Below are 15,136 nucleotides of genomic sequence, written 5' to 3'. Positions count from 1 at the left end.
CAAGCGGGCTTTTTTGTTTCCTGCGAGATGCCGGGAAAGCCGGCCAATCAGTCGTCGGAAGCCGGATCGAGCCCCGGGAACAGCACTTCCGTGAAACCGAAGCGCGTGAAGTCGGTGATCCGCATCGGATACAGCTTGCCGATCAGGTGATCGTATTCATGCTGGACGACGCGTGCGTGAAAACCGTCGGCAACGCGATCGATCTTCTCGCCGTACTGGTCGAAGCCACTGTAGCGCACCTTCGCATAGCGACTGACGACACCACGCATGCCCGGCACCGACAGGCAGCCTTCCCAGCCCTCTTCCATGTCCGGCGGCAGGTACTCGATCTTCGGGTTGATCAGCACGGTCTCCGGCACCGGCGGCGCATCCGGGTAGCGGTTGTTGTTGCCGAAGCCGAAAATGATGATCTGCTGCCCGATGCCGATCTGCGGCGCGGCCAGGCCGGCGCCGTTCGCATGATGCATCGTCTCGAACATGTCCGCGACGATCTCGTGCAGTTCGGGTGTATCGAACCGCTCGACCGGCTTGGCGACTTCGAGCAGGCGCGGATCGCCCATCTTCAGGATCTCGCGAATCATGGCGTGTTGCCCTCCAGGAGTTGGTGCAGACCGTCTTCGTCCAGCACGGGGATGCCGAGTTCCTCGGCCTTCGCGAGCTTGCTGCCGGCTTCGGCGCCCGCGACCACGTAATCCGTCTTCTTCGATACCGAACCGGCCACTTTCGCACCCGCCGCTTCGAGCATTTCCTTCGCGGCATCGCGCGTGAGCGTCGGCAGCGTGCCCGTCAGCACGACCGTCTTGCCGGCCAGCACGCCCTGCGGCGCCTTCGGCGCGGGCGGCCCTTCCGGCCACGTCACCTTGCCCGGCGCGCGCAACTGCTCGATCACCGTCCGATTGTGCTCTTCCGCGAAGAACTGGTGGAGCGACTCGGCGACGATCGGCCCGACATCGTTGACTTCGAGCAGTTCTTCGATCGATGCGTCCATGATCGGCGTCAGCGAGCCGAAATGCTTCGCGAGATCCTTCGCGGTCGATTCGCCCACGTGACGAATGCCGAGCCCGTAGATGAAGCGCGCGAGCGTCGTGTGCTTCGCCTTCTCGAGCGAGTCGAGCAGATTCTGTGCGGACTTCTCGGCGAACCGGTCGAGTTCGGCGAGCGTCGCGAAACCGAGATTGAACAGGTCGGCCGGCGTGCGCACGAGATTCAGCTCGACGAGCTGGTCGATGATCTTCTCGCCGAGCCCGTCGATGTCGAGCGCGCGGCGCTGCGCGAAGTGCCACAGCGCCTGCTTGCGCTGCGCCGGGCAGAACAGGCCGCCCGTGCAGCGCGCGATCGTTTCGTCCGGCAGGCGCTCGATCTTCGAGCCGCACACCGGGCATTCGGTCGGCATCACGAATTCGGCCGCATCGGCCGGGCGCCGGTCGAGCAGCGCGCCGACCACCTCGGGGATCACGTCGCCCGCGCGGCGCACGATCACGGTATCGCCGATCCGGATGTCCTTGCGGCGCACCTCGTCCTCGTTGTGCAGCGTCGCGTTGGTGACGGTCGCGCCGCCGACGAACACGGGCTCGAGGCGCGCGACCGGCGTGATCGCGCCCGTGCGGCCGACCTGCACGTCGATCGCGACGAGCTTGGTCAGTGCTTCCTGCGCGGGGAACTTGTGCGCGAGCGCGAAGCGCGGCGCACGGGACACGAAGCCGAGGCGCTCCTGCTCGTCGCGCCGGTTGACCTTGTAGACGACGCCGTCGATGTCATACGGCAACGATTCGCGCTTCTCGCCAACCTTGCGGAAGAAGTCGAGCAAGCCTTCGGCGCCGTGCACGACCGCACGCTCGCGGTTCACGGGCAGGCCGAGCGACTCGTACCAGTCGAGCAGCGCGCTGTGCGTATCGGGCATCGGCATCCCGTCGAGCACGCCGATCCCGTACGCGAAGAAAGACAGCGGACGCTGCGCGGTGATCTTCGAGTCGAGCTGGCGAAGGCTGCCGGCCGCCGCGTTGCGCGGGTTCGCGAATTCACGCTGCTCGGCCGCGCGCTGGCGTTCGTTCAGGCGTGCGAAATCGCGCTTGAACATCAGCACCTCGCCGCGCACGTCGAGCACGGCCGGCACGTTCGTGCCCTTCAGCTTCAGCGGAATCGAGCGGATCGTGCGCACGTTCTCGGTCACGTCCTCGCCGGTCGTGCCGTCGCCGCGCGTCGACGCCTGCACGAATACACCTTGCTCGTAGCGCAGCGAGATCGCGAGGCCGTCGAACTTCAGTTCGCACGCGTATTCGACCGGCTCCGTCACCGAGCCGGCGAGATCGGTCGTCTTGTCGAGCGCGCCGGCGACACGCTTGTCGAATGCGGCGATATCCTCGTCGGCGAAGCCGTTGTTCAGCGACAGCATCGGCGCATCATGGACGACCGGCGTGAAGCCGCCCGCCGCTTCGCCGCCAACGCGCTGAGTCGGCGAATCGGGCGTCACGAGTTCGGGATGGTCGGTTTCGAGCTGCTGCAACTCGCGGAACAACCGGTCGTATTCGGCGTCGGGCAGGTCCGGCTGATCGAGCACATAGTAGGCGTAGTTCGCCCGCTCGAGTTGGTCGCGCAGCCACGCGGCGCGCGCGTCGGGCTGGCTGGCTGGCGGTTCGGCTTGGGTTCGGGCCATGCTGGCGGCAGAGTCGTTCTGAGAAAATCGGATGCCCGATTATCTCAGTTTGCCGCCGTGGCGGGGCGTGCAATGCGCGCCCGGCGCGCGTGCTGCAGCGCACACGAACGAGGTGTGCACTATGGCGGCGGACGACGGCACCGAAGCCCGCCGCCCGCGCCTTCGCGTTACTGGCTGAAGAGGCGGCGCGTGACCGGCGAACCGGCCGGGATGCCGGCTTCCTCGAGCTTCGCGTACAGCTTCATCAGTTGCTGGTCGATCGCGACCAGCGTCGACTCCGGCAACGGCCGGCGCGAATCGTCGACGACCCGCGCGCCGATCCGTTCGGACAGCGACTTCGCGTAATCGCACATCAGCCGGAACGGCAGGATGTCCTCTTCGGCGACCGGCACGTCGAGCACCAGCGTGATCATGTTGCCGCCCTTGTACGTCAGGTCGTCGCGCAGGAAGTTCGTATCGCCGAACTGCAGCATGAACACCGGGTTCTGCTTCGCGTCGAGCTTGACGAAACGCGTGCCGTCGCGCGACAGCAGCAGCCCGTCCTGCGATGCGACCGCCTGCACGTAATTCGCCGACCACGGTGCGCCGTCCGACATCACGTTGATCGACAGTTGCGCGTCGCATTGCGCGGCGAACGCGTCGAGCTCGCGCGCCATCGCAACCGTTTCCATCATGTCCGGGAATTCGGGCGCGCCGTCGATCGCGTCGGCGAACTGCTGGACGCCCGTCACGAATTCGGAGAACTCGAGCTCGTTCAGCGCGCCGCTGCGGTTCGCGAGCTGAGCGGCCGCGCGCAGTTCCTCGTAGCGCACGCCGTTCTGCAGCAGCTCCCACTGGCCGCCTTCCGGCTTGCCTTCGATATGCACGGGCTTGCTGCCTGCGCGGCGCAGCCGCTGCGCGGCCGGCAGGATCTTGTCGCCCGGCAGCGCCCCGCCGAGGCGGATCGGTACGATGCAGTCGATCCGGCGGTCGACGATTGCCGGCGGTGCCGACGAGATCGTCGTTGCGGCCGGCAGCACGGGTTCGACCGGCTCGGCAGCTGCGGCGGTCGCCTGGTGCGCGACGGCAGGCGCGGCCTCTTCACCGGCAACCGGCTCGACCGACTCGGCCGGCGTATCGACGCCGGTCGCCTCGGCCTGCAGATCGGCCGGCATGTCGGCCGGCGCTACGCCACCGAACGTCGGCTCGACGCGCGCAACTTCGGCCGGCGTGCCGGCCGTGGCGGCGGCCGCGGCCGGTGCCGCGGATTCGCGCCGCACCGGCTGACGCACCGGCTCGATAAACGGCAGCTCTTCTTCGCGTTCGGGGCGATTCATCGCCTCGGCCGCTTCCTCCGGCATCGGGCGCGGCATCCTGCGCCGCACCTTCGCGCCCTGCCATGCGTTGTAGACCACGACGCCGCCCACCACGACGGCGCCCGCGCCGATCAAACCGAGTGTCAACTCGTCCATGCACGCTCCATCAGCAATTCTTGTTCGTCGGAACCGCGAACGGGCGCCCATGCGCCGCGCGAACGCGATCCGGTTTCGTCAAACGTCAATTCTGGGCAAAACCCGCGGCGGTTTCCATGTCCACCGCGACGATCCGCGACACGCCCTGCTCCTGCATCGTCACGCCGATCAGCTGCTGCGCCATTTCCATCGCGATCTTGTTGTGCGAGATGAACAGGAACTGCGTCTTGTTGGACATCGCGCGCACGAGATTCGCGAAACGCTCGGTGTTCGCGTCATCGAGCGGCGCATCGACCTCGTCGAGCAGACAGAACGGCGCCGGGTTCAGCTGGAACATCGCGAACACCAGTGCGGTCGCGGTCAGCGCCTTCTCGCCACCCGACAGCAGGTGAATCGTCGCGTTCTTCTTGCCGGGCGGCTGCGCCATCACCTGCACGCCGGCGTCGAGGATTTCGTCGCCCGTCATGATCAGCTTTGCCTGGCCGCCGCCGAACAGGCGCGGGAACAGGTCGCTGAAGTGACGGTTGACCTCGTCGAAGGTACCCTGCAGCAACGTGCGGGTTTCCTGGTCGATCTTGTGGATCGCGTCCTCGAGCGTCGTGATCGCGTCGATCAGGTCGGCCGACTGCGCGTCGAGGAACACCTTGCGCTCGCTCGCGGCCTTCAGCTCGTCGAGCGCGGCCATGTTCACCGGGCCCAACGCGTTGATCGCGTTGTTCAGGCGCGTGACCTCGCCCTGCAGGTACGACGGCTTCAGGTCCGGCGTCAGCTTCGCGGACAGCGCGGCCTCGTCGACCTCGGCCGTCGTCAGTTGCTCGGCGAACTGCTCGACCGACAGGCGCGCGGCCTGCTCCTTCAACTGCAATTCGGTGATGCGGTCGCGCAGCGGCTGCAGCGAGCGCTCGGCGACGAGGCGCTGCTCGTCCGACGCACGCAGTTTTGCGGTCAAGTCGTCGAGTTCGATCCGCGCGGCCTGCAGCGCTTCTTCCTTCACCGCACGAATCTCAAGCGCGTCCTGCAGGCCCGTGTGCGCGGTCTGCTCGTTGATCGTCTCGAGCTCGGCGCGCGCGTCTTCGAGCGACGCGGCAACGCGCTCGCTCTGTTCGTGCGCGACCTGGATGCTGCGCTTGAGCTCGTCGATCCGCGTCACCGCATTGCGTGCGGCGAAGCGTGCGTCGTTCGCGCCGCGCTCCAGGTCACGCGCTTCCTGGCGCGCCTGCGTCAGCGATTCGTCGAGCGCTTCGAATGCAAGCTGATTGTCCTCGAAGCGCGCCTGCAGTTCCGCGAGTTCGCCGTCGAAACGCTCGAAATTCGCTTCCGATTCCGCGCGCATCGCGCGCTGCTCTTCGATCTGCGCGCCGATTTCCTCGAGTTCCTCGCGGATCTGCGTGCTGCGCTGCGTGTAACGTTCGTGCGCCTGCGCGAGCTTCAGCACGTCCATCTGCAGCGCGTGCACGCGCTGCGTCGCACGCTCGGCCTGTGCACGCACGTCGCCGAGCGCCTGCGTGGCCTGCGTGTGCGCGGCTTCCGCGCGCACGGCGGCCGTGCGCGCCTCGTCGGCGAGCAGCGCCTGCGCACGCACCTGGCGCGTCAGGTTTTCGATTTCCTGCTGGCGGGCCAGCATCCCGGCCTGCTCCGAATCGGCGGCATACAACTGCACACCAACGCGCGTGACGATATGGCCGGCCTTGACGACGAATGCGCCGCCTGCCGGCAGCTGCGTGCGCGTTGCAAGCGCCTGCGCGACGTCGTCGGCGACATACACGTTGCCGAGCCAGTCGTTCAGCACCGCGCGGATGCCCGCATCGTCGATGCGCACGAGCGACAGCACCGGACGCAGCCCGGCCACGGCCGCCGGCGGTTCGCCGGCCGCGGGCGGCGCGTAGAACGCGAGCTTCGCGGGCGGTGCGTCGGTTGCGAATGCCTTCACCCAGTCGAGGTTCGACACTTCGAGCGCGGCGAGGCGCTCGCGCAGCACGGCTTCGAGCGCGGCTTCCCAGCCGGCTTCGACATGCAGCTTCTTCCACAGACGCGGCAGCGCGCCGAGCTCGTGCTTGTCGAGCCACGGCTGCACCTTGCCTTCGGTCTGCACGTTTTCCTGCAGCTGCTTCAGCGCGGCGAGACGCGCCTCGAGCTGGTGGATCTGCGCGGCTTCGGCCTGCACGCGCTCCTGCGCGGCACGCCGTTCGCCATCGAGACGCGGCACCGTTTCCTGCGCGTCGGCGAGGCGCGCCTGCGCTTCGGCCAGGATCTCTTCCTGCTCGGCGAGCTGCATGCGCAGCTCCTCGAGCTGGGCCTCGTCCGGCGCGTCGAGCCCGCCCGCTTCGCTCTTCAGGCGCTCATGGCGCTGCTGAAGCTGCTGGAGCTGCTGGTCGGCGTTGCGCTGGTGCGCGGCTTCGAGCTTCAGCGACTGTTCGGTCTGCGCGATCCGCGCGCGCTCGTCGTTGAGCTGCGCCTGCGCATCGCGGAATTTCGCTTCGAGCGCCGGCAGCGCGTCGTGCTTCGCGGCTGCGTTGTCTTCGGCGAGCGCGGCCTTCTCGTCGGCCATCGCGCGCGCTTCTTCGGCGTCCTCGAGCTCGTCCTGCGCCTTCTCGGCCTGCGCGCGCCATTGCTCGCGCTGCGCATTGAGCGCGGCGATCTGCGCCTGCACGCGATTACGCGATTCGACGATGAACTTGATCTCGGCTTCGAGGCGGCTCACTTCGGCGTTCGCTTCGTAGAGCGACCCCTGCGCGCCCTGCATCGCGTCGCTCGCCGAGTAATGCGCCACGCGCAGCGTCTCGAGCTGCGCCTCGACCTCGCGCAGCTTCGCGGTTTGCGCCTCGAGGTCGATCTGCGCCTGTTCGATCGCGCGCTGCTGCTTCTGCTGCTCGCCGGCGGCCTCGTTCTTGCGCAGCAGCCACAACAGGCGCTGCTTCTCCTCGCCGTCGGCGACGAGTTCCTTGTACTTGGTGGCAACGACGGCCTGTGCCTCGAGCTTCTCGAGGTTCGCGCCGAGTTCGCGGACGATGTCCTCGACGCGCGTCAGGTTCTCGCGCGTGTCGTGCAGGCGGTTCTCGGTTTCGCGGCGGCGTTCCTTGTACTTCGACACGCCCGCGGCTTCCTCGAGGAACACGCGCAGCTCTTCCGGCTTCGCCTCGATGATCCGCGCGATCATGCCCTGCCCGATGATCGCGTATGCACGCGGCCCGAGGCCGGTGCCGAGGAAGATGTCCTGGATGTCGCGGCGGCGCGCCGGCAGGTTGTTGATGTAGTAACTCGACGTGCCGTCGCGCGTGAGCACGCGCTTCACGGCGATCTCGCCGTACTGGCCCCACTGGCCGGCCGCGCGGCCGTCGGAGTTGTCGAAGATCAGTTCGACACTGGCCCGGCTGCCGGGCTTGCGGGCGGTCGAGCCGTTGAAGATCACGTCCTGCATCGACTCGCCGCGCAGCTCGGAAGCGCGCGACTCGCCGAGCACCCAGCGCACGGCGTCGATGATGTTGGACTTGCCGCACCCGTTCGGGCCCACCACGCCGACAAGCTGGCCCGGAACCTGGAAATGCGTGGGATCGACAAAGGATTTGAAGCCAGCGAGTTTGATCGAGCTCAGACGCACGGCGGTATCGGATGTGAAGAAGGTGTGAAACGGACGGAGCCGCACTGCGCGAGGCCGGACGGCCCCTGCGCGCGACGCGCCCCGGAATTCAAAAACGGGGCCGCGCGCATACAGCGTTGGGCCCCGCAAACGGCTTCCATCATACCATCGCGCGTGCGCCGTCCCGACCGTCGCCGGGTTTGTCCGGTGCCGGCGCGGCACGATGGACCCGGCTCGACAGCAGCGTCGCCAGCACGATGCACGCGCCGCCCGCCCACTCGCGCGCGGTCGGCAGCTCGTTCGCGAACACCCACGCCGACAGCGCGGTGATCACGATCTCGAACAGCATGATGATCGACGCACGGTTCGCCGGCACGCGCGCCAGCCCGTACTGCACGAGCAGGTTGTTGGACGCCATCGTCACGCCGATCGCGACGATGATCAGCGCGGCCGTGCTGAGGTGGTCGCCCGCCGGCGCAGCCGGTATCCCCTCGAACAGCGACGCGATCGCGCCGAATACCGCCGCGCCGCCGAACAGCGTCGCGGTACGCATCTCGGCACGCATCTCCGGCAGCTCGCGGCTCGCCTTGATCACGAGCACGTTGCTCATCGCGAAACTCAACCCGGCCGCAAGACCGGCCCATTCGGCCGGGCTGGCCGGCAGCGGCAGGCCAAGCTTCGGCGACCACAGCATCAGCATCGCGCCGCCGATCGACAGCGCCGCGAGCCCCGCGCCGGCCCAGGTCAGCCGCTCGCGCAGCAGGAAGTGCGCGTAGATCGCGGTCCACGCGGGGGTCAGGTAGAACAGCAGCATCACGCGCAGCACCTCGCCGTGGATCGTGCCCCACACGAACCCGAGGTTCGTCACACCGGCCGTCACTGCAATCCCAGGCAGCACCCAGTGCCAACGCAGCGTCGCGATCGTGCGGTGTCGCGCGACGACCACGAACAGGAACGCGACGAGGCTCGTCAGCGCGCTCGCCAGTGTGCCCGTCACGCCCAGCGATGCAAGGATCCGCAGCGGATACCAGATCAGGCCCCATACCGATGCGCCGATCAGGATGGCCAGCGTCGGCAGGCTGCCGCGTACCGCGTTATTCATTTGGTTCAATACCCTTTATTCGACTGGCCCGGCCGCCGTTCCGGCGGGCCGCGACCGCATTGCGTCACGCTATAATCGTCCGTTGCGACCCGCGCGCCATCGGCGCCCGTTCGCAGCCGCGCGGCGCGCCCGCCGCTTCTTTCGCTCCAACCGGCCGCGATGGCCGCTTCGCCCGTGAACCCTCGACTCGACTCGCTCCAGCCCTATCCCTTCGAAAAGCTGCGCGCCCTGTTCAAGGACGTGACGCCATCCGGCGCCCTCAAACCGATCAGCTTCGGCATCGGCGAGCCCAAACATGCGACTCCGGCGCTGATCCGCGACGCCGTGGTCGCCGCGCTCGACGGTCTCGCGTCGTACCCGGCCACCGCCGGCTCGGACGCGCTGCGCACGTCGATCGCGCACTGGATCGAGCGCCGCTACGGGCTGCCGGCCATCGATCCGGCCACGCAGGTGCTGCCCGTGTCGGGGTCGCGCGAAGCGCTGTTCTCGCTTGCGCAGACGGTGATCGACGCACGCCCGTCCGAACAGGGCGAGAAGGCGATCGTACTCTGTCCGAATCCTTTCTATCAAATTTACGAAGGCGCGGCGCTGCTGGCCGGTGCCGAACCCTATTTCGCGAACAGCGACCCGGCCCGCAACTTCGCGTGCGACTACGCGTCCGTGCCCGACGCAGTCTGGGCGCGCACGCAACTGCTGTACGTGTGCTCGCCGGGCAATCCGACGGGTGCCGTGCTGACGCTCGACGACTGGCGCGAGCTGTTCGCGCTGTCCGACCGCCACGGTTTCGTGATCGCGTCCGACGAATGCTATTCGGAAATCTATTTCGATGAAGCGGCGCCGCCGCTGGGCGGCCTCGAGGCCGCGCACCGCCTCGGCCGCGGCTTCGAGCGGCTCGTGATGCTGTCGAGCCTGTCGAAGCGCTCGAACGTGCCGGGCATGCGCTCGGGCTTCGTCGCCGGCGACGCGGCGCTGCTGAAGAAATTCCTGCTGTACCGCACGTACCACGGCGCGGCGCTGTCGCCGGTCTGGCAGCACGCGAGCATCGCCGCGTGGAACGACGAGGCGCACGTGCGCGAGAACCGCGCGCTGTACCTGCAGAAGTTCAATACGGTCACGCCGATGCTGGCCGAGGTGATCGACGTGAAACTGCCCGACGCGGCGTTCTACCTGTGGGCCAACGTGTCGCGCACCGGGCTGTCGGACACCGAGTTCGCCCGCCGCCTGTACGCCGACTATAATGTGACGGTTCTGCCCGGCTCGTACCTGGCGCGCGATGCGCACGGCACGAATCCGGGCCGCGATTTCATCCGGATCGCGCTCGTCGCGGGCACCCCCGAATGCGTCGAGGGCGCGCAACGCATCGTCGATTTCTGCCGCTCTCTCGCGCGGTAATCGTCCATCCGATCAATTCCATCCATCTCCTGCGAAAACGAACATGTCGCAACAACTTCAGCAAATCATCGATACCGCCTGGGAAAACCGCGCCGAGCTGTCGCCGAAGGCCGCACCGGCCGACGTCCGCGAAGCCGTCGCGCACGCGATCGAGCAGCTCGACAAAGGCGCGCTGCGCGTTGCCGAGAAGATCGACGGCAACTGGACCGTGCACCAGTGGCTGAAGAAGGCCGTGCTGCTGTCGTTCCGCCTGGAGGACAACGCGCCGATGCCTGCCGGCGGCTACTCGCAGTTCTACGACAAGGTACCGTCGAAGTTCGCGAACTACACCGCTGAAGATTTCGCCGCGGGCGGCTTCCGCGTCGTCCCGCCGGCCATCGCGCGCCGCGGCTCGTTCATCGCGAAGAACGTCGTGTTGATGCCGTCGTACACCAACATCGGCGCGTACGTCGACGAAGGCACGATGGTCGACACGTGGGCAACGGTCGGTTCCTGCGCGCAGATCGGCAAGAACGTGCACCTGTCGGGCGGCGTCGGCATCGGCGGCGTGCTCGAGCCGCTGCAGGCGAACCCGGTCATCATCGAAGACAACTGCTTCATCGGCGCGCGCTCGGAAGTCGTCGAAGGCGTGATCGTCGAGGAAAACTCGGTGATCTCGATGGGCGTGTACCTCGGCCAGAGCACGAAGATCTACGACCGTGAGACGGGCGAAGTCAGCTACGGCCGCATCCCGGCCGGCTCGGTCGTCGTCGCCGGCAACCTGCCGTCGAAGGATGGCTCGCACAGCCTGTACTGCGCGGTGATCGTCAAGAAGGTCGACGCGAAGACCCGCGCGAAGGTCGGCCTGAACGAGCTGCTGCGAGGCGACTGATGGCAAAGCCGCACACCGTGGTCGTCTACGGCATTCCGAACTGCGACACCGTGAAGAAGGCCCGCGTGTGGCTCGACGATCACGGCGTCGAATTCGAGTTCCACGATTTCAAGAAGCTCGGTGTCAGCGCACCGCTCGTCGAGGACTGGCTGAAGGACGTGTCGCTCGACGCGCTCGTCAACAAGCGCGGCACGACGTGGCGCGGCCTGGACGATGCGATGAAGGCGGCCGCCGAAACGAAAACCGGCGCGGTCGCGCTGATGATCCACAAGCCGTCGGTCATCAAGCGCCCCGTGCTGGTGGTCAACGGCCGTGTGAAATCGCTCGGCTTCGCGGCCGATCAATACGCGGCGCTGTTTGCCGCATAGGGTTGCCCGCGCTGCGCCTGTCGGCGCAGCCCGACGTCTTGTCGCTGCCGGCCACCGCGCCGGCATTTTTTATCGAAAGTGGTCCGAACCATGTCCGCCACCCTAGCCCTTACCGAACAGCTGATCGCCCGCGCGTCCGTGACGCCCGACGACCAGCATTGCCAGCAGATCATGACCGAGCGCCTCGCCGCGCTCGGCTTCGAATGCGAGACCATCGCGTCGCACGGCGTGACCAACCTGTGGGCCGTCAAGCGCGGCACCGACGGCCGCGACGGCAAGCTGCTCGCGTTCGCGGGCCACACCGATGTCGTGCCGACCGGCCCGCTCGAGCAGTGGAGCTCGCCGCCGTTCATCCCCGCCCATCGTGACGGCAAGTTGTACGGCCGCGGCGCAGCCGACATGAAGACGTCGCTCGCGGCATTCGTCGTCGCGTCCGAGGAATTCGTCGCGGCCCATCCCGGCCACCGCGGCGCGATCGCGTTCCTGATCACGAGCGACGAGGAAGGCCCCGCCACCGACGGCACCGTGAAGGTCGTCGAACTGCTCGAAGCGCGCGGCGAACGCATGGACTACTGCATCGTGGGCGAGCCGACGTCGACCACCGAGCTCGGCGACGTCGTCAAGAACGGCCGCCGCGGCTCGATGTCGGGCGAACTCGTCGTCAAGGGCGTGCAGGGCCACATCGCGTATCCGCACCTTGCAAAGAACCCGATCCACCTGCTCGCGCCGGCGCTCGCCGAGCTCGCCGCCGAGCAGTGGGACGAAGGCAACGAATACTTCCCGCCGACCACCTGGCAGGTGTCGAACCTGCACGCCGGCACCGGCGCGACCAACGTGATCCCCGGCCACGCCGACCTGCTGTTCAACTTCCGCTTCTCGACCGCCAGCACGGTCGAGGGCCTGCAGGCACGCGTGCACGCGATCCTCGACAAGCATGGCCTCGAATACACGCTGAAGTGGTCGGTGAGCGGCCTGCCGTTCCTCACTCCGCGCGGCGAGCTGTCGGGCGCGCTGGAAAACGCGATCCGCACCGAAACCGGCATCACGACCGAGCTGTCGACGACGGGCGGCACGTCGGACGGTCGTTTCATCGCGCGCCTCTGCCCGCAGGTGATCGAGTTCGGCCCGCCGAACGGCAGCATCCACAAGATCGACGAGCACATCGAAGTGCGCTTCGTCGACCCGCTGAAGAACGTGTACCGCCGCGTGCTCGAACAACTGATCGCCTGATGGAGCCTCGCATGACGACACCTTTTGCAACTGTTCGCGACCTGCTGCGCTACGCGGTCACGCGCTTCTCGAAGGCGAAGCTCGCGTTCGGCCACGGCTCCGACAATGCGTACGACGAAGCGGCCTACCTCGTGCTGCGCACGCTCGACCTGCCGCTCGACACGCTCGAGCCGTTCCTCGATGCACGGCTGCTGCCCGACGAAATCGCGGCCGTGCTCGCGGTGATCGAACGGCGCGCGACCGACCGCGTGCCGGCCGCGTACCTCACGCATGAAGCGTGGATGCACGGCCACCGCTTCTACGTCGACGAACGCGTGATCGTGCCGCGCTCGTTCATCGGCGAGCTGCTCGACGACGGGCTGCAGCCGTACGTCGCCGATCCCGAGCAGGTCGGCGCGGTGCTCGAGCTGTGCACGGGCTCCGGCTGCCTCGCGATCCTTGCGGCGAGCGCGTTCCCGAACGCCGAGATCGATGCGGTCGACCTGTCCGACAAGGCACTCGAAGTCGCCGAGATCAACGTGCGCGACTACGGCCTCGAAGACCGCGTCGCGCTGCATCGCGGCGACCTCTACGCGCCGCTGCCCGCGTTCCGCACCGACCCGGGCTCACGCTATGACGTGATCCTGACGAACCCGCCTTACGTGAACGCATCGTCGATGGCCGCGCTGCCGCCCGAATACCGGCACGAGCCGGAGATGGCGCTCGCGGGTGGCGATGACGGGATGGACATCGTGCGACGCATCGTCGCCGAGGCCCATCGCTGGCTGCACGACGACGGCGTGCTCGTCGTCGAGATCGGCAACGAGCGCGAACACGTCGAAGCCGCGTTCGGCGGCCTCGAACTCACGTGGCTGCCCACCAGCGCGGGCGACGACGCCGTGTTCCTGATCCAGGCGTCGGATCTGCCGCGCAAGGCCTGAGCCTTTCCGGCTCGCCCACCGTGCGGTGCACCGTTGCGCCGCACGGTTGGGTAAGATGCGCGTAGGCGGCCGCCCGGCCGCGCGACCTCAGGAGTCCGTCACGCGCCCATGACCCTCGACTGGCTACATCTCGGCACCCTGATCCTGACCATCCACGTGCTCGGGATCGTCGCGGCGTGCCACGCGATCATGAACACGCGCACGTCGCAAGGCGCGATCGCGTGGGCCGTCTCGCTCGCGGCCATGCCGTACCTGACGCTCGTTCCGTACCTGTTCCTCGGCCGCAGCAAGTTCTCCGGCTACGTCGACGCCCGGCGCCACGAGCTCGAAATGTTGCGCATGCACACACCGCGCTCGCCCTGGCTCAGCGCCGACGCGACCGACGCAACCGACGGGCCGGCCGCCGACGCACTCGGCCAGGCCGCGGTGCTCGCCCTTACTCGGCTCGGCGGCATGCCGTTCCTCGGCGGCAATTCGGTGCGCACGCTCGTGAACGGCGACGCGACGTTCTCCGCGATCCTGGCGGCGATCGACGCCGCGCGCGACTACGTGGTGGTGCAGTTCTTCATCGTGCGCGACGATGCGCTCGGCCGGATGCTGCGCGACTCGCTGCTCGCGCGCGCGGCAGCCGGCGTGCGCTGCTGCCTGCTGTACGACAGCATCGGCAGCTTCGACCTCCCGCACAGCTACGTCGACGCGCTGCGCCGGGGTGGCGTCGAGGTTCATCCGTTCGCGACCAACCGGAAGTTCGTCAACCGGTTCCAGCTCAACTTCCGCAACCACCGCAAGATCGTCGTCGTCGACGGCAATCGCGCGTTCGTCGGCGGCCACAACGTCGGCGTCGAGTATCTCGGCGCGAAGCCGCGCCTGTCGCCGTGGCGCGACACGCACATCGAGATCCGCGGCCCGGTGGTGGCGAGCATCCAGTACGTGTTCGCCGAAGACTGGCACTGGGCGACGCAGAAGCTGCCACCGCTCGCGCTGCCGCCGCCCGCGCAGCCCGGCGACAGCATGCATTGCCTCGCGGTGCCGATGGGGCCGGCCGACAAGCAGGAGACGGGCTCGCTGTTCTTCGTCGAGGCAATCAACGCCGCGCGCGAGCGGGTCTGGATCACGACGCCGTACCTCGTCCCCGACGAAGCGGTGATCTCCGCGCTGAAGCTCGCCGTGATGCGCGGCGTCGACGTGCGCATCCTGATCCCGAGCCGGCGCGATCACTACGTGGTGTTCGAAGCGTCGAAGCTGTACGCGCGCGACCTGGTCGATGCAGGTGTCAAGGTGTTCCGCTACCGGCCCGGCTTCCTGCACCAGAAGGTCGTGCTGATCGACCGCATCGCCGCGGCGATCGGCAGCGCGAATCTCGACAACCGCTCGTTCCGCCTCAATTTCGAGATCATGGTGCTGACCGTCGACCGCGCGTTCGCCGACGAGGTCGAGACGATGCTCGATGCCGATTTCGCGCAGGCGTACGAGGTCGATGCGAACGAATACCGGCGGTCGCCCGCCTGGCGGCGCATCGCGATGCACGTCGCGCGGCTGTTCGCACCGATCCTGTAACGGCCGGGACGACGG

11 protein-coding genes are annotated in these 15,136 nt (G+C 67.7%); 6 read left to right on the top strand and 5 right to left on the bottom strand.

Translation table 11 applies throughout. The features are described from left to right. Positions 1–47 precede the first annotated feature (47 nt). The 5 genes from def to BCO18175_RS04385 all read right to left on the bottom strand — a co-directional run bounded on the left by def (position 48) and on the right by BCO18175_RS04385 (position 8,783). A complete protein-coding gene (gene def / locus BCO18175_RS04405) occupies positions 48–581 on the bottom strand; it encodes a peptide deformylase (RefSeq protein WP_174918791.1) in 534 nt (177 codons plus the stop codon). Further along, positions 578–2,653, bottom strand: a complete 2,076-nt coding sequence (ligA, locus tag BCO18175_RS04400) for an NAD-dependent DNA ligase LigA (protein WP_174979646.1) — start codon at positions 2,651–2,653, stop codon at positions 578–580. The genes def and ligA overlap by 4 nt, the downstream gene beginning before the upstream one ends. 167 nt (positions 2,654–2,820) lie before the next feature. Next, the gene (locus BCO18175_RS04395) at positions 2,821–4,104 is read right to left on the bottom strand and encodes a cell division protein ZipA C-terminal FtsZ-binding domain-containing protein (protein ID WP_174979644.1); all 1,284 of its coding nucleotides are present in this window, start codon (positions 4,102–4,104) and stop codon (positions 2,821–2,823) included. An 85-nt stretch (positions 4,105–4,189) separates the two neighbouring features. Next, entirely contained in the window at positions 4,190–7,702 is a 3,513-nt protein-coding gene (smc, locus tag BCO18175_RS04390) for a chromosome segregation protein SMC (protein ID WP_174918788.1), read from the bottom strand. A 139-nt stretch (positions 7,703–7,841) separates the two neighbouring features. Beyond that, entirely contained in the window at positions 7,842–8,783 is a 942-nt protein-coding gene (locus BCO18175_RS04385) for a DMT family transporter (RefSeq protein ID WP_174980101.1), read from the bottom strand. 159 nt (positions 8,784–8,942) lie between these two features. On the opposite strand from BCO18175_RS04385, the gene dapC reads away from it, so the two are divergent. The 6 genes from dapC to cls all read left to right on the top strand — a co-directional run bounded on the left by dapC (position 8,943) and on the right by cls (position 15,121). Next, positions 8,943–10,175, top strand: a complete 1,233-nt coding sequence (gene dapC, locus BCO18175_RS04380) for a succinyldiaminopimelate transaminase (RefSeq protein ID WP_174979643.1) — start codon at positions 8,943–8,945, stop codon at positions 10,173–10,175. 43 nt (positions 10,176–10,218) lie between these two features. After that, positions 10,219–11,046, top strand: coding sequence for a 2,3,4,5-tetrahydropyridine-2,6-dicarboxylate N-succinyltransferase (gene dapD, locus BCO18175_RS04375; RefSeq protein WP_006478479.1), 828 nt, complete (start codon positions 10,219–10,221; stop codon positions 11,044–11,046). Further along, the gene (locus BCO18175_RS04370; protein ID WP_034184733.1) at positions 11,046–11,414 is read left to right on the top strand and encodes an ArsC family reductase; all 369 of its coding nucleotides are present in this window, start codon (positions 11,046–11,048) and stop codon (positions 11,412–11,414) included. Before dapD ends, BCO18175_RS04370 begins: the two co-directional genes overlap by 1 nt. 90 nt (positions 11,415–11,504) lie before the next feature. Beyond that, positions 11,505–12,644, top strand: coding sequence for a succinyl-diaminopimelate desuccinylase (dapE, locus tag BCO18175_RS04365; RefSeq protein WP_174918786.1), 1,140 nt, complete (start codon positions 11,505–11,507; stop codon positions 12,642–12,644). An 11-nt stretch (positions 12,645–12,655) separates the two neighbouring features. Next, positions 12,656–13,564, top strand: coding sequence for a 50S ribosomal protein L3 N(5)-glutamine methyltransferase (gene prmB / locus BCO18175_RS04360; RefSeq protein WP_089445875.1), 909 nt, complete (start codon positions 12,656–12,658; stop codon positions 13,562–13,564). A 108-nt stretch (positions 13,565–13,672) separates the two neighbouring features. Further along, on the top strand, positions 13,673–15,121 hold the full coding sequence (gene cls, locus BCO18175_RS04355; protein ID WP_174979641.1) for a cardiolipin synthase: 1,449 nt from the start codon (positions 13,673–13,675) through the stop codon (positions 15,119–15,121). The last annotated feature ends 15 nt before the right edge of the window (positions 15,122–15,136 follow it).

Origin of the sequence: Burkholderia lata (assembly GCF_902499335.1) — a bacterium.
Taxonomy (GTDB): Bacteria; Pseudomonadota; Gammaproteobacteria; order Burkholderiales; family Burkholderiaceae; genus Burkholderia; species Burkholderia lata_B.
The sequence above is the reverse complement of the archived record's forward strand: the minus strand, read 5'-3'. Positions and strand labels throughout refer to the sequence as shown.

Bases quoted from the DNA above. Each gene is read 5' to 3' on its own strand.
- cls (WP_174979641.1), top strand. From the start codon at position 13,673: ATGACCCTCGACTGGCTACATCTCGGCACCCTGATCCTGACCATCCAC.
- dapD (WP_006478479.1), top strand. From the start codon at position 10,219: ATGTCGCAACAACTTCAGCAAATCATCGATACCGCCTGGGAAAACCGC.
- BCO18175_RS04370 (WP_034184733.1), top strand. From the start codon at position 11,046: ATGGCAAAGCCGCACACCGTGGTCGTCTACGGCATTCCGAACTGCGAC.
- dapC (WP_174979643.1), top strand. From the start codon at position 8,943: ATGGCCGCTTCGCCCGTGAACCCTCGACTCGACTCGCTCCAGCCCTAT.
- BCO18175_RS04385 (WP_174980101.1), bottom strand. From the start codon at position 8,783: ATGAATAACGCGGTACGCGGCAGCCTGCCGACGCTGGCCATCCTGATC.
- BCO18175_RS04395 (WP_174979644.1), bottom strand. From the start codon at position 4,104: ATGGACGAGTTGACACTCGGTTTGATCGGCGCGGGCGCCGTCGTGGTG.
- prmB (WP_089445875.1), top strand. From the start codon at position 12,656: ATGACGACACCTTTTGCAACTGTTCGCGACCTGCTGCGCTACGCGGTC.
- dapE (WP_174918786.1), top strand. From the start codon at position 11,505: ATGTCCGCCACCCTAGCCCTTACCGAACAGCTGATCGCCCGCGCGTCC.
- def (WP_174918791.1), bottom strand. From the start codon at position 581: ATGATTCGCGAGATCCTGAAGATGGGCGATCCGCGCCTGCTCGAAGTC.
- ligA (WP_174979646.1), bottom strand. From the start codon at position 2,653: ATGGCCCGAACCCAAGCCGAACCGCCAGCCAGCCAGCCCGACGCGCGC.